Source organism: bacterium (genome assembly GCA_016702305.1).
Lineage (GTDB): Bacteria > Electryoneota > RPQS01 > RPQS01 > RPQS01 > JABWCQ01.
In genome coordinates, this window is sequence record JADJEH010000017.1 from 692768 (window position 1) to 715954 (window position 23187).

At 57.6% G+C, this 23187-nt stretch carries 26 protein-coding genes and 3 tRNA genes; 16 read left to right on the forward strand and 13 right to left on the reverse strand.

All coding sequences use genetic code 11. The features are described 5' to 3' along the window. Positions 1 to 78: 78 nt before the first annotated feature. The 3 genes from IPH10_14285 to IPH10_14295 all read right to left on the reverse strand — a co-directional run bounded on the left by IPH10_14285 (position 79) and on the right by IPH10_14295 (position 2481). Complete coding sequence (locus IPH10_14285) at positions 79 to 273, reverse strand: hypothetical protein (GenBank protein MBK6912075.1); 195 nt, start codon at positions 271 to 273, stop codon at positions 79 to 81. 506 nt (positions 274 to 779) lie between these two features. Further along, positions 780 to 2060 (reverse strand): T9SS type A sorting domain-containing protein, encoded by a 1281-nt coding sequence (locus tag IPH10_14290; GenBank protein ID MBK6912076.1) that lies wholly within the window; start codon positions 2058 to 2060, stop codon positions 780 to 782. Beyond that, positions 1990 to 2481, reverse strand: a complete 492-nt coding sequence (locus IPH10_14295; protein ID MBK6912077.1) for a hypothetical protein — start codon at positions 2479 to 2481, stop codon at positions 1990 to 1992. The genes IPH10_14290 and IPH10_14295 overlap by 71 nt, the downstream gene beginning before the upstream one ends. A gap of 566 nt (positions 2482 to 3047) precedes the next feature. Between IPH10_14295 and IPH10_14300 the strand changes: the two genes are divergently transcribed. The 4 genes from IPH10_14300 to IPH10_14315 all read left to right on the forward strand — a co-directional run bounded on the left by IPH10_14300 (position 3048) and on the right by IPH10_14315 (position 6165). Continuing rightward, on the forward strand, positions 3048 to 3599 hold the full coding sequence (locus tag IPH10_14300; GenBank protein ID MBK6912078.1) for a LemA family protein: 552 nt from the start codon (positions 3048 to 3050) through the stop codon (positions 3597 to 3599). After that, on the forward strand, positions 3596 to 4564 hold the full coding sequence (locus IPH10_14305; GenBank protein ID MBK6912079.1) for a M48 family metallopeptidase: 969 nt from the start codon (positions 3596 to 3598) through the stop codon (positions 4562 to 4564). Before IPH10_14300 ends, IPH10_14305 begins: the two co-directional genes overlap by 4 nt. 124 nt (positions 4565 to 4688) lie before the next feature. Beyond that, the gene (locus tag IPH10_14310) at positions 4689 to 5147 is read left to right on the forward strand and encodes a VCBS repeat-containing protein (GenBank protein ID MBK6912080.1); all 459 of its coding nucleotides are present in this window, start codon (positions 4689 to 4691) and stop codon (positions 5145 to 5147) included. Continuing rightward, on the forward strand, positions 5092 to 6165 hold the full coding sequence (locus IPH10_14315; GenBank protein ID MBK6912081.1) for a VCBS repeat-containing protein: 1074 nt from the start codon (positions 5092 to 5094) through the stop codon (positions 6163 to 6165). Before IPH10_14310 ends, IPH10_14315 begins: the two co-directional genes overlap by 56 nt. A gap of 378 nt (positions 6166 to 6543) precedes the next feature. Here IPH10_14315 and IPH10_14320 read toward each other — a convergent pair whose 3' ends face one another. From IPH10_14320 to IPH10_14345, 6 genes are all read right to left on the reverse strand, one after another. Further along, positions 6544 to 8193 (reverse strand): SMP-30/gluconolactonase/LRE family protein, encoded by a 1650-nt coding sequence (locus IPH10_14320; protein MBK6912082.1) that lies wholly within the window; start codon positions 8191 to 8193, stop codon positions 6544 to 6546. 373 nt (positions 8194 to 8566) lie between these two features. Continuing rightward, entirely contained in the window at positions 8567 to 9061 is a 495-nt protein-coding gene (locus IPH10_14325; GenBank protein ID MBK6912083.1) for an SRPBCC domain-containing protein, read from the reverse strand. Then, a complete protein-coding gene (locus IPH10_14330; protein MBK6912084.1) occupies positions 9058 to 9444 on the reverse strand; it encodes a DUF1801 domain-containing protein in 387 nt (128 codons plus the stop codon). The genes IPH10_14325 and IPH10_14330 overlap by 4 nt, the downstream gene beginning before the upstream one ends. After that, a complete protein-coding gene (locus IPH10_14335) occupies positions 9441 to 9908 on the reverse strand; it encodes an SRPBCC family protein (GenBank protein MBK6912085.1) in 468 nt (155 codons plus the stop codon). Before IPH10_14335 ends, IPH10_14330 begins: the two co-directional genes overlap by 4 nt. After that, positions 9905 to 10240, reverse strand: coding sequence for a winged helix-turn-helix transcriptional regulator (locus tag IPH10_14340; protein MBK6912086.1), 336 nt, complete (start codon positions 10238 to 10240; stop codon positions 9905 to 9907). The genes IPH10_14335 and IPH10_14340 overlap by 4 nt, the downstream gene beginning before the upstream one ends. 115 nt (positions 10241 to 10355) lie before the next feature. Continuing rightward, positions 10356 to 11810, reverse strand: coding sequence for a methyltransferase domain-containing protein (locus IPH10_14345; GenBank protein ID MBK6912087.1), 1455 nt, complete (start codon positions 11808 to 11810; stop codon positions 10356 to 10358). A gap of 328 nt (positions 11811 to 12138) precedes the next feature. Between IPH10_14345 and IPH10_14350 the strand changes: the two genes are divergently transcribed. The 12 genes from IPH10_14350 (at position 12139) to IPH10_14405 (ending at position 19489) form a co-directional block, all read left to right on the forward strand. Next, positions 12139 to 12215 (forward strand) — tRNA-Arg (locus IPH10_14350). Between the two features lie 61 nt (positions 12216 to 12276). After that, on the forward strand, positions 12277 to 12783 hold the full coding sequence (locus IPH10_14355; protein MBK6912088.1) for a nucleoside deaminase: 507 nt from the start codon (positions 12277 to 12279) through the stop codon (positions 12781 to 12783). Next, positions 12764 to 14365 carry a hypothetical protein gene (locus IPH10_14360; protein MBK6912089.1) on the forward strand — a complete coding sequence of 534 codons (1602 nt, stop codon included), beginning with the start codon at positions 12764 to 12766 and terminating at the stop codon, positions 14363 to 14365. Before IPH10_14355 ends, IPH10_14360 begins: the two co-directional genes overlap by 20 nt. 14 nt (positions 14366 to 14379) lie before the next feature. Beyond that, a complete protein-coding gene (locus IPH10_14365; protein ID MBK6912090.1) occupies positions 14380 to 15645 on the forward strand; it encodes a tyrosine--tRNA ligase in 1266 nt (421 codons plus the stop codon). 77 nt (positions 15646 to 15722) lie between these two features. Continuing rightward, on the forward strand, positions 15723 to 16529 hold the full coding sequence (locus IPH10_14370) for a hypothetical protein (GenBank protein MBK6912091.1): 807 nt from the start codon (positions 15723 to 15725) through the stop codon (positions 16527 to 16529). 102 nt (positions 16530 to 16631) lie between these two features. Further along, positions 16632 to 16719 (forward strand) — tRNA-Ser (locus IPH10_14375). A 73-nt stretch (positions 16720 to 16792) separates the two neighbouring features. Continuing rightward, positions 16793 to 16987 carry a hypothetical protein gene (locus tag IPH10_14380; protein ID MBK6912092.1) on the forward strand — a complete coding sequence of 65 codons (195 nt, stop codon included), beginning with the start codon at positions 16793 to 16795 and terminating at the stop codon, positions 16985 to 16987. Further along, positions 16974 to 17450, forward strand: a complete 477-nt coding sequence (locus IPH10_14385) for a DinB family protein (GenBank protein MBK6912093.1) — start codon at positions 16974 to 16976, stop codon at positions 17448 to 17450. The genes IPH10_14380 and IPH10_14385 overlap by 14 nt, the downstream gene beginning before the upstream one ends. 29 nt (positions 17451 to 17479) lie before the next feature. Further along, positions 17480 to 17836, forward strand: coding sequence for a VOC family protein (locus tag IPH10_14390; GenBank protein MBK6912094.1), 357 nt, complete (start codon positions 17480 to 17482; stop codon positions 17834 to 17836). A 2-nt stretch (positions 17837 to 17838) separates the two neighbouring features. Continuing rightward, entirely contained in the window at positions 17839 to 18984 is a 1146-nt protein-coding gene (locus tag IPH10_14395; protein MBK6912095.1) for a DNA alkylation repair protein, read from the forward strand. Then, positions 18984 to 19379, forward strand: a complete 396-nt coding sequence (locus IPH10_14400; GenBank protein MBK6912096.1) for a hypothetical protein — start codon at positions 18984 to 18986, stop codon at positions 19377 to 19379. Before IPH10_14395 ends, IPH10_14400 begins: the two co-directional genes overlap by 1 nt. A gap of 23 nt (positions 19380 to 19402) precedes the next feature. Next, positions 19403 to 19489, forward strand: a tRNA-Ser gene (locus IPH10_14405). A 245-nt stretch (positions 19490 to 19734) separates the two neighbouring features. Here IPH10_14405 and IPH10_14410 read toward each other — a convergent pair. The 4 genes from IPH10_14410 to IPH10_14425 form a co-directional block, all read right to left on the reverse strand. After that, the gene (locus tag IPH10_14410; GenBank protein ID MBK6912097.1) at positions 19735 to 20817 is read right to left on the reverse strand and encodes a tyrosine-type recombinase/integrase; all 1083 of its coding nucleotides are present in this window, start codon (positions 20815 to 20817) and stop codon (positions 19735 to 19737) included. Positions 20818 to 21029: 212 nt separating this feature from the next. Further along, positions 21030 to 21407: a hypothetical protein gene (locus IPH10_14415; protein MBK6912098.1), complete on the reverse strand. Its 378-nt coding sequence runs from the start codon at positions 21405 to 21407 to the stop codon at positions 21030 to 21032. Positions 21408 to 21735: 328 nt separating this feature from the next. Next, the gene (locus tag IPH10_14420; GenBank protein ID MBK6912099.1) at positions 21736 to 22104 is read right to left on the reverse strand and encodes a hypothetical protein; all 369 of its coding nucleotides are present in this window, start codon (positions 22102 to 22104) and stop codon (positions 21736 to 21738) included. A gap of 492 nt (positions 22105 to 22596) precedes the next feature. Then, the gene (locus IPH10_14425; GenBank protein MBK6912100.1) at positions 22597 to 23055 is read right to left on the reverse strand and encodes a hypothetical protein; all 459 of its coding nucleotides are present in this window, start codon (positions 23053 to 23055) and stop codon (positions 22597 to 22599) included. Positions 23056 to 23187 lie beyond the last annotated feature (132 nt).

Below are 23187 nucleotides of genomic sequence, written 5' to 3' on the forward strand. Positions count from 1 at the left end.
CGAGAAATCGCGGGGCTTGCTGTTAGAGAGACTGCTTGGGTGATTACCCCTGTTGCCCTCGGGAAGACCTGGGGAATTTTAGCGGCTGTGCAGGATAAAGGCGATCTCCCGGCCGTGGCCCTGCGATAGCGCGAGTTTGATCCAGAGATAGGCCAGCGATTCGAGGTGATGGGCCATGTGCAGCGGTCCGGCATCCACCGGAGCGAAGCCCAGCTCTTCGGCGAGCAGTTTGACCGAGACTTTGGCCACCGCATCGCTGCCGCACAGGAGCATCGTGGCATCGTGCGCACCATATTGCGGCTGGAGGCTGTTGTTCTAGCCGGGCGTGTTGAAGAACGTGATCACATGCGCGTGCGGCTGCAGCTTCTGTAATTCCTCGGCACCGGACGAGCCGGGCGGGAGCAGATAGCCCGGTAAGGCCCGGCGCGAGCGGATTTGTGGCGTCCACGATGACCTTCTCGGACAGCGGCCCGGCGGTGCGCAGCAGCTCGAGCGCGGCTTCGTAGGGCAGGGCTGGGACGATCAGCTCGCCCCAATCGAGTGCAACGTCCAACGCGGCGATGCGAATTGTTTTGCGCTCCGACGGGACGGGCGGCTCGTGCTGATCCGGCCGCCGCACTCCGAACATCACCTCGTGCGCGCCGTCGTTCCAACGCTGGCCGAGGGGTTAGCCACATTCCTTTGCCGATAATGGCGATCTTCAAGGCGATCCTCCGTTCACTTTGTTCCCACTGCGGCGTTGAGGGCAACGCACTGCGGATGTCACGCACATCGGAGCTCTACTTCAAATACAGAACTTTTTTCGTCTCGCCGTAGTAGCGATCCTGCGCCCGAAGGAAATACACCCCTGCGCCAAGTCCGGCGGGCGCGTTGAAGGACAAGTTGCCGGGCAACGTACGGCCCGCATGCAGGAGTGCTACCTCGCGACCAAGCAGATCAAACAGACGAATCTCAAAACCTGCGCCGGCCATGCCCTGCAGTTCAACGTGGAATTGGGAATTGAACGGATTCGGGTAGACGTTCGCAATGTACCACGTAGAGGGCACCGGCCAATGCCAGTCATCTGCGGCGTTAGGCAGGATGGTCGTGTCGGGAATGCCCCCTTCGCTTTCCAGCCACGGATCGAACCTTGTTCGGGAATCGGCTGTGTCCCCTTGGCCCTGCGGGTTTCTAAGCGCTTCGAAGGGGCCGCTTGTGCTGCCCCAATAGTTGTTTAACGCGTACCCCGTCGAGTCGGACCATGGTGAGGTGTATACGGCCACACCTTGATTACCAATGAAGGCGTTGTACTCGATCACGCCGGGGAACACCTGCGAGAGCGCCACAGTCTTGCTGCCGCCATCCACCTCTGGTGTGCTGCTGTTGTTGACAAAGTAGTTTCGCCACACGCGGCGATACTGTGGATGTCCGGCATTTGAAATGCCGACACAGGCGAAGTCATATCCTTGGTTCGAGTCGAAGTAGTTTTCCTCAACGACGCACCGGGACGGAATAAGGTCCAAGACGATCAAACCTTGCATCCCATAGTTGGGAATGGGGACATTATTCTCAAACCAATTGCGAGTCAGCGTGGCGCGCGCCATGCCGGAATGCTCCCAGCCGCGAAACACTCCGAAACCGATTTCATTGTCCGCGAACACGCACGAATCCAGAACAAATGTGTTGGCGGCACTTCCCGTTGACGAGTAGAGTTGAATGAGACGGTTATTGGTGAACGCGCAGCCGAAAATGCGAATTTCCCACGGACCGCTGCCGCCCAACGCGTGGTCAATGAAGGCGCAGGCCTGGCCACCGTGACCGACATCATGGATCCGGCAGTCGCGGAGCTCGAGTTCGCCGCTGGATGCGCCGATCGAGCTCCGGCTGCCCCAACCGCTGAACTCTCCGCCGTGAAAGCCAAAGTCACAGGATTCAAAAACGACGTCGCTGCGGATCGAGCACAGATTGCGGCCATTGTCGGGTGAGTCATTGTCAAGAAACTCACAGCGATCAACCTTTAGGAGCAGTTCTCGGCGTAGATCGCGCCGCCGTAAAATCCGCGGTTTGTGCTGAAAATGCAATCCCGCAATTCGACGTTGCGGCGTTGAACGAATAGGCCACCGCCCTCTTTTCCGTGACATTATCTGCCGTCGCCCGGCCAAGAGTAACGGTCAGGCCCACGATGGTCAAAGATGTGTCACGCGAAGCCGCCGAGTCCGCTGTCAGGCAACGCCGCTCGGGATCCTCTGCGCCGGGCTGGATGACCGTGGTCGAAATGAGTGCTGTGTCGGCGGTGAATACGTACTCACTTCCGAGTGTTATATGGATCGGCGGAATGACGAACGAACCGTTGTAAGTGCCCGGTCGGCAGATCACTGTATCGCCCGATGACGCAGTGTCGAGCGCCGCTTGCAGATCGGGAAAATCATCCGGGACATAGCGGACCGTAGCCTGTGCAGCGCACGCAGAGGCAAGCATGACTATGAGCAGGGCCTTGCGCATCTCAGTTTGCTCCTTCACACGGGGCCGCATTCGTGCTCGGCGGGCGAGAAGAAATTCACCTGTCCCTGGCCGGACAGTTCAGCAATGCCGATGCAGGGTTCAATAGCGACTCGGCAGCGAATCAGCCTGCCCGCCGGGAGCGGATTGACCGAGGAGAAGATGATGGTACTCGAGCAGCCGCATCTTGAGGCGTTGGGAGTTCAGCAAAACTCCCCGTCGTGCCATCCTCAATCTCGACGTAGACCTGTGCAATATCCTGCACATCATTTGACACGTAAATCGCGTCTGTGTCGAAAGGTAAAGCAAACTCGCGCACTGTTAGCTTGCCGTCACCGGCCTGATCCGTCACCCACATACACCAACTATCGCCGCAGTGCCCCGAGGTTGCCAGCAGGAGTACCAAGGCGACTAGCGCAATGCCGATCCTGTGCATAGCTTTGCTCCCCCGTTTAAGCTAAAGAAAAGTTAACATTCAAGTTACGAATTCAGTTGCGATGACCAGTTGCTTGTCTCACCCCCATAACGTAAATTTCTACATTCCAAACTGACAATCAAGGGAGAAACGAATGGTATTTCTAATTCTTTTAGGTATCATTGCCGTGGTAGGGCTGTGGGTGATGGGGCTCTACAACGGGTTGGTCACGTTGCGTAATCAGGTCAAAGGGGCCTGGTCGCAGATTGACGTGCAGCTCAAGCGCCGCCACGACCTGATTCCCAATCTCGTTGAAGTGGTCAAGGACTACATGTCCTATGAGCAAGAGACGCTCGAGAAGGTAATCAAGGCACGCAATACCGCAGTGGCGGCCAGCGGTCCGGCGCAGGTATCCGCCGCTGAAAACCAGTTAACCGGGGCGCTGCGGCAGATGTTTGCGGTGTTTGAGAATTACCCGGACCTGAAGGCCAACCAGAACGTGATGAAGCTGCAGGAAGAGCTGACTTCGACGGAAAACAAGATCGCCTTTGCGCGGCAGTACTTCAACGATTCAGTGATGACCTATAACACGAAGCAGGAGCTGTTTCCAGCTAATCTGTTTGCGGCTACGCTGGGATTCAAGAAGGAAGAGTACTATCAGGTTCCCGAAGAAGAGAAGCAGAATGTGAAGGTTGACCTGCGGTGAGCGATTACCGCCGCGATTTTGCCGCTGAGATTCGCTCCAATAAGCGAAAATCGTTTCTGCTGTTTCTGGGACTGCCGATCCTGCTGGTTGGCATGTGCTGGGTGATTGGCGAACAGTACGGGCGCGGCGATCTTGGACTGTTGGGCGGCCTGGTCGTGGCCGTCGGCGGCATGGTCATCACGTACACACTCGGCGACGATATCATTCTGGGCTTCACCGGGGCGCGCGAAGCGACGTGGGAAAGTGATCAGATGCTCTTCAACGTGGTGGACGAGATGCGGATCGCCGCCGGGCTGCCGATGCCGCGCGTCTATGTGGTGGACTCATTCGCCCTCAACGCGTTCGCGACGGGGTGGTCGCCGGACAATGCGGCCGTGGCCGTTACGCGCGGTCTCCTCGAGAAGCTCAATCGCGACGAGCTGCAGGGCGTGATTGCGCACGAAATGGGACACGTCGCGAATTTCGATATTCGCTACATGATGATTGTGGCAACAATGGTCGGCGCCATCGCCTTGATCGCGGACGGTTACCGGCGCACGCTATGGTATGGCAGCGGTCGAGTGGGCCGGGCGTCAAGCAAAGACTCGGGCAAAGCGATCTTCGCGGTCATTGGTTTGGTGCTCGCGATCCTGGCCCCGCTGGCTGCCTACCTGATGCAGGCGACGATTTCGCGCAAACGGGAATATCTGGCCGATGCCACCAGCGCGCGGCTAACGCGCAATCCGCTCGGTTTGGCGGCGGCGCTTTCCAAGATCGAGCAATCGGTCAGTACCACGCCGCTGCCGTGGGTGAATCGTGCCACGATGCATCTTTTCATTATTCACCCGCTGCGATATATGGATGGCAGTCAGGTGCCATGTTCTCGACGCATCCGCCGACCAAGGACCGGGTTTCGCGGTTGCAGGCCATGGCCAGTTTACAGGAGGATGTCACCCACGCGGCTGAGTGAGATTCGTCACATTTAGGCGAGATTTCCGCCGTGCGGCTTGCACTCACGCTCGCGGCGGGTTAAGTTGACTGTATCTTGGCGGAATAGCCGCCGGAATGCCCGGAACACCCAACGAACCCTGCCACAGGGGAGGTGTCATCATGCGTCGCAACATCTGTTTGGCTGTTTGTTGGTGCGCACTGGCTTGGAGCAACGTGACATGGGCGCAGAGTCCCTTCGAAGAGATCGGTGCGCAGGTGGGGCTGACGGAGCCGGGCCAGGCGGGCTGCCCGCGCTGGTTCGATTTCGAGGGCGATGGCGATCTGGACTTGTTACGGACGATACGCTATAACAATGCCGTTGAACTCTATCTGAATGAGGCCGGTCAATTCACGCGCCTGGATGAAATCGGGCTGCCGACCGACAGTGACATTCAAAGCGTTGTTCCCGTTGATTTCGACCGTGACGGCGACGTTGACTTGTTCTTAGGCGGCTATCACACGAACTTGCTGTTCATGGTCAACGAGGGCGGGCAGTTCGTCGAACGCGCGGAGGGCCTACGGTTTGACCGTCACCAACGGCGTCCGCGATTATTTCTGGCTGGATCTCGACGGCGATGACTGGCTCGACTTGATGGTGCAGTATATTAACTACTGGCAGCTGTACCGGAACGACAACGGCGTCCGGTTCGTGGATATCACCGCGCAGGCCAACCTGCCGCCGACGACGGACAATGCGATGTTCGCGCTGGCGGACTACGATCTCGATAACGACATGGATATTTTCATGCCGCGGATCTACGGTCAAGACTATTTTTACCGCAATGACGGCGACGGCGTCTTTGCCGACGTGACCGAAGAGGTTGGTCTCTTGGGCAGTGCGGCCCGCGCGGGCTGCGTGTTCGTGGACATGAACAACGACAAGTACCCCGATCTGGTCGCGCCGGGCAACGGCACGCATGCCGTCTGGCTGAATCACCACGGTGAGTATTTTGAGGGCGCGACCGTGCACGGTGCGGAAGCGGATTTTGAAAGCATGCCGTTCCCATGGGGCGCGCGCTACGCGGCGGGTGACCTGATCTGGACGGCGATTACGATTTCATGGTCGTCTGCCCCGGCGGCACCGGCTATATGCTGGCCGAAAATCAGTTCCTGCGCTGCGACAGCGTTGTGGGTATGGATGTGTGGTTTTACTAACATGGCAGGCGACTGGGGGCTGGACGCGCTGGAAGATGGCCTGCCGCGCTTCGCCGACTTCGATGACGACGGGGATCTCGATCTTATCCTGATGCTTCATGACCAGCCGCCGCTGCTCTATCGCAATCTGACCAACGGCGCGGGACGGCTTGAAGTCAGTGTGGCGGGTCCGAACGGCGAAGAGTATGGCTGGCATCGCCGCGTCGAACTCTATCCGCATGGCAGTGAAACGGTGCTGTGCGCCACCGTGCTTGGGGAAGATGCCGTGGGCATCAACGGCATGAGTAACTACTTCGCCGTGGAACCGCAGCAGGCGTATGACATCGAAATTCACCTCGAAAACGGCGAGATACTCTCGCCGCAATCCCACCCGCAGCTTGCGAATGTCGTGCCCGCCGGATCGGTTACAAGTTGCGGGTTGAGCTGGACGGCATTGCCGTGAATCCGCCGCCGCTCGCCGTCCGCGAGTTTGCGATGCCCGCCCACCCGAACCCGTTTAATCCGGTGACCACCATCAAGCTTTGAGCTGACGCAGACCGCGACGTGGTCCTTCGCGTGTTCAATTTGCGCGGTCAGGAGGGTGACACTGCTCAGCCTGGGAGCGCGCCGCCGGGCGGCATGACTTCGTGTGGCATGCCGACAACTTGGCATCCGGCGTGTACTTCGGACAGCTCGAAGCCGGCGACAACAGAATGTTGCAAAAGCTCGTCCTATTGAAGTGAACGATCCGGAAATTCCGGGATAGAGGCAAAGCGGCCCCGACGATATTCGTCGGGGCCGCTTGCGTCTGAGGCGGATTAGCCTGTTTTCTTCCCGGGTCTTATTCTGCAGTCGGCATGAAGCCGTTTTCGTGCGCGTGGCAGGTCAGGCAGTTGCTGCCGACGTTGTGCTCGGCGCCGCTGCCGTCGCGGCGATAGTAGTCCGTCTGGTTATGGCAGATTTCGCAGATCCCGTCATAGTTGGGCGCACCGTGAATGAAATCCGTGGCGTGATTGAACAGCATGTGTTCGCTTTCGCCGACGGGATTTTCGTCGCGTATGTAGTAGCGCGCGTACTGTTCGCCGTGATAGTGCGGATTGTGACAGATCGAACAGCTCAGCGTATCGGATCCCAAGTGCGTTTGAATCGCCATCGCAAAGCCGGTCTCAACGTGACAGCTTTTGCAGATGTGATCACTGCGCCACCACGCGGGCATGGGTTCGGGATAGTCGAGGCTGCGGAAGTGGCAACTATGACAATCCACGCCATGCGTGCCATGATGCGGCGCGTCGTGAGGTTGGTCAAGCGCCTCGCGGTAGGGCCAGTCGGCGCGCGAGTTGTCAGCCGTACGATCAAAAGCCCGGTGCAGCGTCGGTTCCGACCAGACGCGGTAGTAGTACTGCGCGCCGGGAAGTTCGCTGACATCGTCGGTGTAGAACGTGTCCGTGGTCGCGGCAATCTCATCAGTCCAGAGCGGCGGGAAATCATACTCAATGGAGCGCTCGATGCGATAACCCGAGGTGCCGGGCCGCGCGCGCCAATGGAGTTGCGCTGCATCGTCGGTCCACAAGATTGTCAGATCGAACGGTTGGCCCGCAGGTGGTGGTCCGCCGCCAATAATGGTATAGACATAAACACATCCGGTGGCCGGTGAGCTCACATACAGCCGCTCGCCGTCCACCGCCAGATCCACGCCGCCGCGCATGGCCAAGGGACCGAAGTCGGCTGAATATAGAAACGCTCCGCCGTTGTCGTAGACTTGAACGAGGTCGGCGATCATCTCCAGAGACCAGATGCGGCCTGATGGATCAATGTCCAAACCGAACGGGCGGAAGTAGCTGCCCGGCAATTGAAACTCGTTGCGTTCGCTGCCCCAAGCGCGCAGAAACGCACCCCCAGCGCTGAAGGCCTTGAGGCGATAGTTGTTTTGGTCGGCGATAATCAGTTCGCCAGTGACCGGGTTGAAGTCCAATGCCACCGGCTCATCGAGGCGGGAGCTGATGTAGCCCCAGCCGGCAAAGCTGGAGACGGGTGCCCCGGTTGCGTCGAAAACTTTGATGCTGTCGTCATCATCGGCAACGAATACGCGGCCGTCGGACGCCCACTCCACATCGTGCGGATCAACGAAGTAATCGTCCACGAAGCCAAAGGTGACGAGTTCATCTCCTGAGGTCGTGTATTCGCGCACGCTGCGGCCCACAGAGACGAGCAGTGTGCCGTTTCCGGTGAGGGCGATTGCGCCCGGTTCGCCGTCGAGTTCAATCGTTTCGACAAGCGCATCGGCTCCGTCGTAAACGAAGATCTCGTGCGTCAGCGGCGACGTGACATAAAGGCGATGCTCATTGATGTCACAGACCAAGCGAGTGGAATTGCCGCCGGGACAGAGGGTGGCGTCCAACGTCAGTTCAAGTGCGCCGCACGGGACAACACAGGTCAGTGCGATCAGGCTTGAAACTAGCAAACAGAGCGAAAAGAGGCGATCAGTCCCCATAAAGACCATCCCTAATATATGTGCGGAAGCTGTGTATCAACTTCTCTATGGCAAGATAAGGTGATGATTGCCCAGAATCAAATCGCAAAGTTGTCCATACTTTCTAAATGTGTCGCTGTGTCACTTTCATTAAGATGCGTGAATTCACGGACTAACCTCCACCAAACAACGATGTTGTTGTGAATAATATCACAAAGAGAGGCATGACGCAAAGTTGACAAAATTAGTCTTAAACACAATTTCGAGTAGCGGCAGTGTGAAGGCTTTTTCGCACAGCGACCGAGCTTGGAAAGAGTCGGCGGGACAGGCGTCTCGTCATATACAAACGGCGCCTTGCGGCGCCGTTCGTACTTGAGAGCGTGGTGAAACACTCCTAAACGGCCGCGAGCAGCGCGTCCAAACGTTCGAAGCTCTGAGCCCAGCCTTCGGCGGCCTGCATTGCGAGAATTTTGTCGCGGCCCGCGTTATCGTCGAATTTCGAAATTGAGATCATCTTCGTTCTTGATCCATGATCTTCAAGCAGCAAAGTCATGAGCGTGTTCGGCGGAGGTCCAGCGGGGCCCCAGAAGTCGCCTTCAACAACTTTGTCGAGCCAAACGATCTTTTCAATCGGAACAATCTCCTCGAAAATGAAAAGGCAGGGATATTCGCCGCCCATGCCGACCATGGTGATTTCCATTCTGCCGCCAACACGCAAATCCACCGTGCAGTCTTTATTCGTGAAATTATGCGGGCCCCACCAGTTTACCAGGTGCTCCACTTTCGTGAAGGCATCCCACACCATCTGGCGTGGCGCATCAAACATGCGCGTAAAGACAAGCTCGCGGTCTTTGACCTCGACCTGCATCTTCTCCAATGCCGTACTCATTTCGCTGCTCCCCTTTTCTTCAGTTTGCGCTCTGCTTCCAGCGCTTCGTTCTCTTTTATGCGTGACTTAACAATTGCCTTGACAAGCGTCACCGGCAGGGGCTTCTCGACCGTGAATTGAATGGTGCCTTTGGAAGTCTTGAAGTTCGCCAGCTTTTCTTTCAGCTCTTGCGTCACGAAAGCGCTGGCGCCGAAGAGACTCATGTGATTCTTAAACGCCGCATAGTGCACGAGGTTGCCGTGGTAGCAGACAGTGGGCATGCCGTAAGATATTTTCTCTTCGGCGTCCTTGGCAACAGAGAGGATCGTCGCACGCAGCTTTGCCAGGACAGCGCGTTGCTCCGGGGGCAGTGCGGCGAGATATTTGTCTACGTCGGCCTTCATGCACGAATCAGCAATTCGTCGAGGCGGGCAAAGCTCGGTTCCATACCATCGGCCATGCCGGTCTGCGCGGCGTTGTCGCGGGCCTGCTTGCTGATGTAGCTGATGGTCAGCGTCATCCGCGTGCGACCCTGCTCTTCGGTGAGCAGAAGATGGTTGATCGACTCGGGCCAAGGATCGCCCCAATTCTCCGTGGACACAAGTTTTTCAGGAGCGACGACTTCCTGGTGAACCCCGTGCATGCGCATTTCGGTGCCGTTGGAACGCCGCCAGACATATTCCCACGCGCCGCCCGGCCGCAGCTCGTTCTTGACTACTTCCATGGTCCAACCGTCGGGACCGGTCATCCACTGCTCGAGGTGCGCAGCCTCGGTCCAACCTCTCCACACCAGGTCGCGCGGCGCATCGAAATAGCGCACAAAACGGATTTCTGTATCCGAGGGGAAACTCAATTCGAGTTTCTTCATTCCTGTTCTCCTTTAGCCTGCAGCATTTGCAGATACTGATCTAAACGGTCGAAGCGTTCTTCCCATTGCTGGCGGTATTGCTCGATCCAGTCCAAGGCCTCTTTCAAGGGCAACGCCTCGAGTCTGGCGGGCCGCCACTGGGCGTGCCGTGTGCGCGAGATGAGCCCGGCCCTTTCCAGCACCTTAAGGTGGCGGGTGACGGCCGGCGCGGTCATCTGAAAGGGCTTGGCAAGCTCGCTGACAGAGGTCTCACCAGCGGACAGGCGAGCCAGAATCGCTCGGCGAGTAGGATCGGAGAGTGCTGAAAATGTTTTACTTAGACGATCTTGCATGGCATTTTGATTAACATACTGGTTAATTAACGTAGTGGTAATATACAAAGCCCCTGACGGATTGTCAAGGGCTGCGGGAAAATCAACGGTACGTAGCGGAGTCTATTCGATTGGATCAGGCCCAAATGGCCATAATCTGGCGCCGGGTGGTCGTGGTCTGCGGGCCGGGCAAAGACCGGCATTCAGGCCGTTCGCGCCACTTTTCAATGATCATGCCGGGCTGATCGAGTAGGTGTTCGTAATAGCCTTGAGCAGCGTGCGCGGGGTCTTTCTGGCAGTACCATTCGTATTTACGGAGTCGGTCGGAACGGTGCATATAGCCGAGGTGCTTAATGCGAATATCTATCTCCCTCGATTCGCCGAACAGATTTGCCGGGACGCTCTCGCAATGCAAATTGCCGCCATGCCGCGACGATTTGAAGGCGAGTCGTTCCACCGCCTGCGCCGTCAAGGTGAACAGGCGATGGTGAAAGATGCGGCCGTAGATGCCGTCGCTTCGATAGTGATCAAGGTCGTCCCACATGTAGAGGAACTGCACGTCGAGCGTCGAAACGTGAGCCGGACAGTGACGAATGGCATCGTAAATACGCGGTGCAGCGCCGTCTTCGAGGAGTTCATCACCATCCATGCACAATAGCCAATCGGGCCTGTGCCGCATGGCCATTTGCAGTAGGAGGTTCTTGTCGCGGGCTTCATCGAGCGAGGCGCCGGCCTGATAGGCGTACTCGATTACGGCCGGATGCGCCGCGCAAAGCGCGGGCGTGTTGTCGGTAGAACCGTCGTCGAGAATAACGACGCCGTCCGCGACCAGCGCAATTTGGTCGAGCACGTCGTTTAGCCAGCGCTCTTCGTTCTTGATGCGCATTTGGCAGATCATGCGGGGATAGTCGCGCGCTGTAGAATTGGAGCAGACTGCGAACAACTGCCTGTCATCGTCAATTCCGGTTGCAGTCACGTGTTCGAAGTAGTTGTTCAGAAGCTCGGCAAGTGCATCGCGGGTGAAGTGATGAACATGAGTGGGGTCATCGTAGAACCGCTCGCGCGGCGTAAAGATGAGGAGCGATCCGCCGGGACAGAGCAGCCGCGCCAAGTCCTTGAGCAACGGCCCCGGATGCGCGACATGTTCGAGCACATGCGACAGGAGGATTGTATCGAAGGAGTGTGACTCGAATGGCAACGGCCCCTCACGGCCCTCGACGAAATACAATGCCGCGCGGACAGACGCAGGTTCTTGCGCCAAATGCCGCCGTGCGACCGCTAAGGCGACAGGCGAGAGGTCGTAGGCCGTGACTTGGGCGCCAGCACGCGCGAGGTGAATGCTGATCTCACCGGTGCCGCAGCCGCAATCGAGCAGGCGCTGACCAGTCACTCCACGGCGGCGTACCGCCTCGGTGACGGGATGATTGGTCCAAAAATCGAGGGTCAGCGCTTCAGGATAGTCCTGGGCGCGGCGACGGAACATCTCGTCATAAAGCTCGGCGGTGCTATGGCCGTCGGGCTGCGACCAAATCTCGCGCCGGAAACCGGGCCGAACCGACCCGGCATCCGGGCGAGGGAATTGAATAGCCATCGTGCGCTCGCGTCTTCATCGTGTGCAGTCGTTTTCATCATCATGCCAGATGGAAGAAGGCAAGCGGCGGGCCGGGATGCAGGTTATTGAAAGGTCAGAAGATAGAATAGTGCCCCCCGGTGGGTGGGTTGAAGTCTCACAACGCGGTGGTTGCCGGAGCAGCGCCTACGGCCCAGATTTCCTGCCCTACCCCCGGCTTGACTTTAGTGCTCAAAATTCATATACTTGGGTTCATCTACGACTTTTTGGAAGTGCTTGTTTTTTCAAGGAGTCGAGGGGTGGATAGGAGTGCGGGGCCAGTGCCAATGCCCGCCACGACTTATCACATGCGCCCGTAGCTCAACTGGATAGAGCGTCTGGCTACGGACCAGAAGGTTTGGGGTTCGAATCCCTACGGGCGTACCAATCCGAATGATGAAGGCGGAATGATGAAGGATGAATGGGGTGCCGGAATCCCGTTTCGGCGATGAATAGCATCCTAGAGTCCTTCGGGAAGCCGGATCACGAGCGGTGGATGGGTGCGGCGCTGGCAGAAGCCAAGCTGGCCGCTGACAAAGATGAAGTCCCCATCGGCTGTGTAATCGTGCATCACGGGATTGTGATCGGGCGGGGTCATAATCTCACGGAAAGTTTGCAGGACCCGACCGCACATGCGGAGATGATTGCCATAACGGCGGCGGCTGAAGCACTCGGCAGCCGCCGTTTATTGGATTGTACCCTCTACGTCACGCTCGAGCCCTGCGCTATGTGCGCCGGAGCAATCGTGCTGGCGCGTATTCCCTACGTCGTCTATGGCACGAGTGACCCCAAAACGGGCGCGTGCGATACCCTCTACAGTCTGCTCTCAGATCCGCGGTTAAACCACCGTGCGCACCTCGTCCGCAACGTGCGTCAGCACGAATGCGCCGACCTACTCTCCTCCTTTTTCAGTAAGAAGCGCGACGAAAAGAAGCTTGGCTACCCTGAGTCCTAATCAACTGGCGCAACTGCGCGCGCGGATGTTGCAACGCTCCGAAGCGGGGACGCCGGTGTGGCCGGTCGCCGTCCGCCCGTGTGCTGAGCTAAACGCGCTCGCCTTATTGATGGGGCACCTGCTGGGACGGCTGCCCAATGATGACGTGGCCCCATTGTGCCGACCGATCCTGAGCGAGCAGCTTGCGGACGGCAGTTGGAACCACGATGTGTCGGCGACTCTGGAGATAGTGCAGGCGCTGTCGCAGACACAACGGCCGGAAGTTCGGCCTGCGCTCAACAAAGCGGTCGCCTGGTTGGAAGAGCATCCGCGCAAGCGCCGCTTGCGCGCGGAGACGCTGCTGTTATTGGGTTTCACGACCGGGCTGGGCGCGCCGCTGCGCTACCGGTCCCTCGTCAAGCCGGTGTTGCACGCCGCGCTCGATTGGAATTTGCGGCACGAAGCGCCCACGCGCAAGTTAGCGGCGCACGTGTTGCTCAACGAACCCGGAGCGGATCGCGCGCGTACCGCGAAACTGGTGCGGACGCAATTGGCCGACGGTTCGTGGGAAGGCGACGTACGCGCGACGGCGTTGGCGCTGGCAGCGCTGCGGCAGGCCGGCCTGCCGGCAAGCGACGCGATTTTTGAACGCGGCTACCGGTTCATGCGTGTGCTGCAGCAGTGGGACGGCAACGATCTGATTCAATCAGGCTGCGATATCTCGACGATGCTGCATGCGGTGACCTTGCGCTCGCTGCTGTTGGCCGGCGGTGAATCGCAGGAGCTGGCCGGTTCAGCACTGGTGCTCTTGCAGCAGCAGGATCAATCGGGCGGCTGGAGCGTGGGCAGCGGACAGAGTGTGGATGTGATTACCACCGCGCAGGCGCTCGATGCTCTGGCGCTGTTCGGCGACGACCCACTCGATACACGTTGGGCACGCCGCCGCGCCGCTGAGTTTTTGTTGAGCGTGCAGCAAGCTGACGGCAGTTGGGCTGTATTGCCGAAGCCAATGGCGTGGCTGCGGCGCGGTCTGCGCGCGCCGGGCAGCCTTGATGCAACCAGTCTGGCGCTCCTGGCGCTGACGGAGTGCGGTGAATCGTTTGCGATCCGCGGGATGCAGCGTGGCGCGCAGTACATTCGCGCGAAGCAAATGGCGAACGGCTCCTTTGCCGCGTCCAGTTTGAAATCAAGAATTGGCTCGACGATGCTGGCGGCCGAAGCGTTGGACGCGTTCGGCGGACAACGGGCGTTGGTGGAACGAGCACTCGATTGGATTGCCGCGCAACAGCACGCGCTGGGCGGATTCGGAGAAACGGAAGGCCTGACGTCATGGCATACGGCTCTGGCGATTCGCGGCATGAGTTTGCGGCCCGCGCGCTATGCTGAACCGCTGGCGACGGCGCGCGCCCATCTGCTGCTGCGGCAGGATGATCAGTTGAAGATTTGGGTTGATCCCGCCCCGACGCTCTTTCTTCCCGGCGGAACCGCACGGCAAGACGTGCATGAACTGAGCACGCTGGCGGCGCTCGAAGCCATGAACATCGGCAGCCGCGTGCGCGCGTCGCGCAATCGCATGCAGCGCGCCAAACTTTCGCGCGGTTGAACGGGCACACGGCGATGACGCTATACGAAGACTTTCAATGGCGCGGGTTAATCTTTGACGCCACCGGTGAAACGGCCGATGCGCTGAAGTCGCCGCTGACGGTTTACTCGGGATTCGATCCGACGGCCAAGTCGCTGCACGTGGGGAGTCTGGTACCGCTTCTGCAACTGCGCCGCTGTCAGGAATTCGGGCATGCGCCGATTGCGTTGGCGGGCGGCGGCACGGGGATGATCGGTGATCCGTCGGGCAAATCGGCCGAGCGCAATTTGCAGACGACGGACCAGATCGCCGAGAACATGGCCGGGATGGAGAAACAGCTTCGGCACTTTCTTGACTTTGAGGCCAAAGGGAATCCGGCCCGGCTGATTGACAACGGCACATGGTTGAACACGGTGACAATGGTCGAGTTTCTGCGCGAGATCGGCAAGAACTTCTCCGTCAACGTGATGATGCAAAAGGAGTCGGTGCGGCGCAGGCTCGAAAGTGAAGACGGTATTTCGTACACCGAATTCACGTACAGTCTGATGCAGGCGTACGACTACCTGGAGCTTTACGACCGCTTCGGCTGTACGCTGCAAATCGGCGGCAGTGATCAATGGGGCAATATCACCGCGGGCACGGACCTGATACGCCGCAAACGGCAGGGCAAGGCGCACGCGATGGTCTTTCCGCTGCTCACGACGGCGAGCGGACAGAAGTTTGGCAAGACCGAAGCGGGGAACATCTGGCTTGATGCGGAGTTGACTTCGCCGTATCAATTCTACCAATATTGGTACAACAGCGACGACCGTGACGTCGAGCGCTATTTGAAAACGTTCACGTTCCTGTCGCGTGACCGCATCGAAGAGCTGCTCGCCGCGAAGGCCGCAGCGCCGGAGAAACGCGAAGCGCAGACGGAATTGGCGCGCGAAGTCACGCGGCTGGTGCATGGAGATGCCGGCGTGTTGAGCGCGGAGCGCGCGGCGAAGGTACTGTTTGGTGGTGAATTGGACGGACTGTCCGCAAACGACGTGCTGGGCATCTTCGCCGATGTGCCGTCGCATGCACTGGCGAAAAGTGAAGTGTCTGCGGGCAAGAACGTCGTGGATTTGCTGGTCGAGGCGGGGTTGTTCAAATCCAAAGGCGAAGCGCGGCGCATGATCGAAGCGGGCGGCGTGTATATCAACAACGTGCGTATTGCTGATGCGGCGCAAATCGTGAATACCAATCAAGCGATTGATGGCGAGTTGCTGGTGCTGCGCAAGGGGAAGAAGGACTATTGTGTGGTGAGGGTGGGGTAGGCAGACCTTCGGGGCACCTGCGGCGGGTGCCGCCGCGTGATGGATTTCGCTGTGTGCCGGTTTAAGCAGGAGGGGACATGAGGGTTTGGATGTGGTTCTGCGCGTTGCTCGTGGCGAGTGCGGCGCAGGCGTATGACATTGAAGAGTTTTTGCGTGATGCGCGCGCACATCATGAGCGGCATCTGACCGAAATGGGCGGACTGACGCTGGACTTGACCGGTCTGATCACACAGCCGGGGCATGACGCGGTGGAAGTCGCGGCGACCTACACCATGCGCGGTGCACAGTGGCGGGCCGATGCGACGGTGCGCAATCCCGGGCAAACGGAAGGCTTTCCGTTCGTCGTGCTGTACGACGGACAGCAGACGTGGGCACAGCTGCTCGGCATGAAGCTCAAAGTACCGCGCAGTGACGTGGACGATCGCGTTCGCGGCTATCTCTACTGGGAAGCTCCGGCGGCGGGTTCCGTCGTTGCGGGTGAAGAGACCATCGGCGGTCACGCCTGTTGGCGAATCGAAACGCCGCTCCGCGAATCGGACGGATCGGCGGTGACGATGAAGAGCTGGTACGACAAACAGCATTACGTGCTCGTGCAGTCGGAAAGCAGTTACGACAAGAAGCCCGTGCGCATGGAGTTTTCGGATTTTCGCGCTGTGCGCGGGGACTATGTGATTCCGCACGCGATGCGGGCCGTGCAGAACGACGTGCAGCTCGTGCAGGCGCAGATTGTCGCGGCGCGGACCGGCGAGATTGACGGCGAACGCTTCAGCGCGGCGAGTCTTGACGGGGCGGACTTTCCCGACATGAACGAACTGATGCGCACATTCAAGATTTTCGGGAAAGCCTTCGGTAACGAGGTCTCGAAGCTCTTGCAAAGCGAATAGCCGCGGGGCAGGACTATTCGGGGACGGGGTACTTGATTCTCGGGGGAAATGTGGCTATGTTAGGGGGGTCTGTGCGCGCGATCACCGCGACGGACGACCGTTGGAGAGATGGCAGAGTGGTCGAATGCGGCGGCCTCGAAAGCCGTTGTACCGCTTGTCGGTACCGGGGGTTCGAATCCCTCTCTCTCCGCTTAGACTCTGCCCCGGTCACCATCGTGGCCGGGGCAGAGTCGCCATTAAGGAGCACACATCAGGAGATCGTGATGCGCGGCGTTCACAATTACTGGCTGCACTTCGCGCTGACGGCAGCCGCCGCGGCGTACGCATATTCGTTGGATGCGCGAGACGGCACGATCGCCTGGCCGCTCCTGCTGGCCGGAACGATCATCGCCGGCGCGGGATTCGTCGGCGGGGGTATGCTGATCCAAAGGGTATCTTCACGCCATGACCACTGCTGACCTGCAAGCGCAATTAGGTTTCACGCATTTTTGCGTGATCACGAATCTCGAAGGCGTCAGCGAAGCGCAGGCGCTGCAAGAACCAAAGCCGTCGGGCAATCCCGTCAACTACGTGCTGGGGCACATTGTCGCCTATCGCTCGCACATCGCGAAGATTCTTGACGTCGCGTTCCCGTGGAAGGACGCGCAGATCGCGATCTACGATGAGTCGTGGAGCAAGATTGACAAGACGAAGCTGTTCACGCTTGAGAAGCTCAAGTCCGACGAAGAGCATACGCACGCGATTCTGAAAGCGGGCATCGAGAATTTCGATATTGACTGGGACGATCTGTGGCCGCAGCGCAAGGACGGGAGCATGCAGTCGTACGGCCGACGCGTGCAGTTCTTCTTGCAGCATGAGGCCTACCACGCCGGACAGTTGGGCATGCTGAGACGAGCGCTCGGGTTACCGGGCAAAATATAGCGGCGCAATTCTCATAAGGGGAGAACAGTATGGCGCGACCGATTCACTTTGAGCTGCAATCACAAGATGTAGCCAGGGCGCAGAAGTTCTATGGAGATCTATTCGGTTGGAAATTTCAGCAATTTGGGGGGCACGAGTACTGGCTGGCAATGACCGGCGTGGGGCCGGGGATTGACGGCGGATTGATGCCGTCGAACGGACTGAAGAACTGGGTGTGCACGATGGACGTTGAAAATCTTGACGTGCATCTTGACAAAGTTGTGGCCGCGGGCGGAACGATTGTTGTGCCCAAGATGCCGATTCCCGGCGTGGGCTGGCTGGCGTACGGCACCGATCCTGACGGCAATATATTCGGGATGATGCAAAGCGACAGCACTGCGGCCTAACAATGGCGACAAGCAGTATCAAGCTGCGCGGCAACGACAAATCGCTTGCGGGCTATCTCAAGTCGCTGCCGAAAAAGCAACGCGATATTGCCGAAGCACTGGACGCGCTCATCGTCAAAACGCTGCCGAAGGCGAAAGTGACGATCAAGTGGGGCTACCCGTGGTACGCGGTGGATGACGCAGACGTCGCATACCTGATGGGCGTCGCCAAACGGATCAACTTGGGGTTCCCGCGCGGCGCCGAACTTGAGAGCGAGTTGCTTGAAGGCGCGGGCAAAGGCATGCGGCATATCAAGGTCGCAAGTGTTGATGAAATTAAGCCGCGGCCCTTCAGCGCGTTGCTGAAAGCCGCGGCAAAATTGCCGCCAAGTGAACGCTCGGCGCCCGCAAAGAGGGCCGCGAAGACGACAGTCGCGAAAGCTACGGCGAAAACCCCGAGTAAACCGAGCGCCGCCAACAAAGCTGCGCAGACATGGACGCTCGCAACGCTGATGGCCGAAATGGAAAGGCTGGGGACCGCGCAGGCTGTGAAGATTTACAAGCGGCACGGCATGGTTGAACCACTCTTCGGTGTGAGCTTTGCCAATTTGTACGCACTGCAGAAGCAGATCAAAGTTGATCACGCGCTCGCGGAGCAGTTGTGGGAAACGGGCAATGGCGACGCGCAGCATCTGGCGACGCTGGTGGCGGATCCCGCGCAGTTCACGTCGGCACAGATTGATCGCTGGTCCAAAGGCTTGAAGTGCTACAGTTTTTGCGATCTGTTCGGCAATCTGATTGGCAAGACCGGCTTTGCACAGGCCAAAGCGGAGAGCTGGATCAAGTCGAAAGACGAATGGATTGGCCGTACAGGTTGGTCGCTGGTCGGCCGACTGGCGCTAAATGCGGAGTGCAAACTGCCCGATGCGTATTTTGAAGATAAGCTGAAGCAGCTAGAGAAAGAGATTCACCGAGCTCCGAATTTCACGCGGCATGCGATGAACATGACGCTCATCTCAATCGGCGCTCGCAACGAGAAATTGCGCAAGTTGGCGATCGCCGCGGCGGGCCGGATCGGCAAGGTGCACGTTGAACATGGTGAAACCAGCTGCAAGACGCCGCCCGCAGTTCCCTATATCGAGAAGATGTGGGCGCGCAAGAAAAAATAGTGTACTGCGCCGTTTCACCGGGCATCTTGCCGGAAGATGGAGCCCTTGAACGGACGCGGGTGTGGCGAATTGCGGGTGCGGTGCTCGGGGCGCTGCTGCTCTCGCTGGGTAGTCGCTATCGTGGGCCGGGCGAGATTCTTGTTCACAGTTACGGTTCAAATATCGCGTTCTCGTTTGCTGCGTATTTCTTGGTGATGCTATCTCGAGTCCGCGCATTGGAACGAATAGGGATCGCTGCCACGGTGGTGGCGGTCGGCGTCTCGCTAACGGAGATCGCGCAGAAATTGAAATATCTCGACGGTGTTTTTGATTCGTGGGATTTGGCGGCGAACTTCGTCGGGATTGGGCTGGCGATTGTCGTTGATAGTTTGTTTGCGGGCAAGCGCATGAACTGATCGTGCAGCGTCCGCTTTCGTTTGGAGAGGTGGCCGAGTGGTTGAAGGCACACGCTTGGAAGGCGTGCATACGGGAAACCGTATCGGGGGTTCGAATCCCCCTCTCTCCGCAGATGACTTAGCCCTTGACATGTGAATGTCAGGGGCTTTGTCTTTTGGATGTCTCCGGATGTAAGGTGAGATGTTTCAAGCATTAGAGATCGACAACAAAGCGCTGCCAAACATACTTGTGATCCAGAATCTCCGCTGTAAGTGATAAAGAAAAGAGCCCCGATGTTGGGGCTCTTGTGACTTTGTGAAAACGGCTTGACGGACGGCGCTCCGTCACGGAGTCGTTTTTTCGTACTCAAAATTGTCAAAATGGGAGCTTGTCCATGGCTTCCCGCTTACGTCCGGTGGGTATGTGGGCATACACTGTTTCGGTTGTCCGGACGGATGTATGGCCCAGAATTCTTGAAACCGTGAACATGTCGATCCCGGCCTTAAGGAAGTACACCGTAGCTGTGTGGCGCAACGAGTGAACGGTGATTTTCCGGCCAAAGTCACACAGGTTGACATACTTCTTGAAGATCACAGTAATCGAGTTGGCCGTCCACTTCGGGAACAGTCGTCCGGACTTCTTGGGTCCCTGCTCCTGAAGAAGGTCATAGAGCTTGTCACCGATCTCCAAAACGCGATTGCGCTTGGTCTTCGTGTTGCTTGCCCGAAGAATGATCGTCCGCATCTCCAGGTCAATGTCACGCCAATCGATCAGGGCAACTTCCGTTCTCCGACACCCGGTCAGCAGAAAGAAGCGAATCAACCTGCGGAACTCGTCGTTGGCAATCATGGACAACAGCTGCGCTACTTCCTCTTCGTTCAAGTAAACCGCATAGTCTGGTTCCGGTATTCGCACCGGCTTTACTCCCCGGAAGGGGTTCTTCACCAACCATTCGAGCTTCACGGCAAATTCGAACCCGGCCTTCACAGCACGGTGGTACATGTTCGTGGTTGTTGGGTTCAACCGCTTCAACAACCACATCTTGTATCCTTCCGCGATCTGAAAGTTCACATCTTCCAGCGGAATGTCATCGGCATACTCCCGAAACTTCCAGAATCCCTGCTGAATGATCTCGCATGTATTCTCAGTCTTGTTCGCGCGGCTGAAGGCCATGTACTCACGCTCAAGGTCAGGAATCCGAAGTTTTGAAAACTCATTCAGCTTCGCCTTGTGCTCGCGGGCTTCGACGACGTTCTTCGCCTTAACATCAATCGGTTTGTCCGGGGTTTGACCGGGCTCAACATCAAGCAGCTTTGCGCAGAACTCATGGTAGAGCCGTTGGGCCGTCATTGCCGATCCGTCTGCCGAGCGAATACGTCTTGGCCTGCCGTCAAGCCGGTAATCGATGACCCAGACGTAGTTCCCCGACTTGTATTTCTTTTGTCGTAAGCTTGCCATGGTCGTTCTGTTCCTCCTCGGGATTGTCGGCGTGATGTCACGCGTGATGTTGCGAGGAGCTTGTTTAGTTGCTTTGTGTGTCCTCGGACTGGGTGATTCTGCTACTGATTCTTATGCCCTAAAGTGTTCCGCTATAGTCGGCAAAGTGGTCAAGATTCACGACTCAATACTCCGCTCATACGCGATGTACGCGGCTCACGAATCAGTTACGGTTAACCACATATGCTGACCGTGCCGTCGTCACTCCCAAATTCAAAGGCCTTCAGGTACCTGTGATACATATTGAAGAACCATAGGAGTTCGTCGTCGGCTAATGCCTGAATCGGGTCGGAGTTGAACACTGCTTTACGCAATTCACGCATCTCCTGCATAAGGCGTTTGCAGTGTTGCGGACCGAACCCGTCCGTGATACCGTGATTCAAGAGAGGGTATAAAGGAGAGAGGTCACTTAATTGTGGGTCATTCATCACTTGGACGAATGTCATGTTGAATACCGATTGGCAAAGGATGTCATAGAACTCACTTGCCTCGCTGTATGACAGCGCAAAGCAGTAACTCCTCCCGGCCAAGCGAACTGCGATAGCGCCCATCTGCTAAGCCTTCGGAATAATGTCCTGAATCAGTCGGCCAGAAGGGCACGGTGTCATTAGTTTCGTCAGTTGTGTACTCTGCTTTGCGCAGAGCAAAAACGTGATAGCCCATAATTTTTCTCCAGATAGAATTGATGCGTTCTAAAACGATTGTTAACCAGCAGGGCAGTATGTCAATGCCGCTTTGCTGGTGGATTCTGACAAAAATCAGCCGAGCCTTCGCATGGTGTAATTCTTCGTCACGGAGCTGGGGCTTACACCTTTGAAGTTGTGATTGCCCGTGATGATCTCGCCGAAGTGTCAAGTTCGGCTCTGGCCACTGCTCTCCTCAATTGTCAAACCAGAACACCATTCGCACATCCTGCGCGTGCACGGTGCCTCCTGCAATACTCGATAGCGCCTCTATTATTGCGCTCCGGGATTCGCATGTTGACTGCTCGTATGTTTCTGTCCACTTTACCAGAATCACCGTGCCTTCGTGTTTCTTTAAGAACGCCTCCCTATCCTCCACGCGCTCTTCAGGTATCTGATGATACTCACACGCGATAGTCTTCATCTCTTCCATCGTAATGCATGCATGTGAATCGCGTCCGATCAGGCTCGACAAAGGGTGTCCCTCAAAATGAGTCTTTTCCCACTCGAAGTACAATTCCGGGTGACAGCCTACGGCGACATTCAACAGTCTGGGTCCAGTCAAAACTCAACAACTCCTCGAGGGTGAGCCAGCTTGGGGTGTGGAAATTCATGTGGTCCGACCCGAACTCACGCTGGACAAATCGGGACACATCTGGTGGAAGACCCCGCGGTGGTGCAATGACGTTATACGGATCGCCATGGTCCACGCCAGCAAATCCGTAGTGGTTGTGAACGTCAGCGAGAATCGCGAAGAGGGAGTAGTTGCGATACTCGGGGAGACCGCTAACGAATTCCCATTTCCCGTTGGTCAGGTTCTTCTTTTCGGCAGAAAGGTGAATGTTACATCCCATGGGGATCTCCTTTGGGGATTAGTGGTGCAAAAAGGACCATTTTTATCTCAGAGCACCCCCGGCGCCGCCTCTGTTAGTCGTCCACAGTTTGCGCACGCGGCGACGCCGGGTTTGGCTGTCACTAATTGTCAGCCCCAGACACCGACCATGTCGTCAATCATGTTGCGGTGCTGATCGGTGTCTGGGGCTTCAGCTGAGAAAGACTAGTCCTCGTCTTCTTCGTTGAGGATCTTGTCGAGATCAGCTTGGTCCTTTTCGAGATTGGCCTTCTGCTTCTTCAGGCCGTTCTCGAGGTCCTTCAGCGTCTTCTTGGCGCGCTTCTTTTCGTAAGCATTTTCCGCCTCATCGACCTGCTTACGGACGGCGCTGATTATGCCTTCCTTCGCGGCGATCAGGCCAGGGGCGCGCTCGATGCGGGCACGAAGGAGGCCAATACTGCGGCCTATCGTGCCTTTCGTCTTTGCACGACGCTCAGCCTGTTCAGCCTTGGCCTGAACTTCGTTCTTGACGCCGTCTTCAAAGCGAGCACGATCAACGTACTCGAGACCGGCCACGATAATCAAAGCGCCAAACTTCTTGGCTGCTTTGCGCAAGGTTTCGAGATCGGGAATACCGATCTCCTCTGCCGCCTTGCGGATCGGCAGTACATTCTGGTTTTCCATCGGAAAACTCTCCTGCTTTGCGGTCAAATCGGTTGACCACCGGCCAATAGTTGTAGGGTATGCGCTATTGGCGAATTGTTTGTGGCAGTCCGGGATTCCGCCCCAGACGGGCTATCGTATGTCAAAGAACGA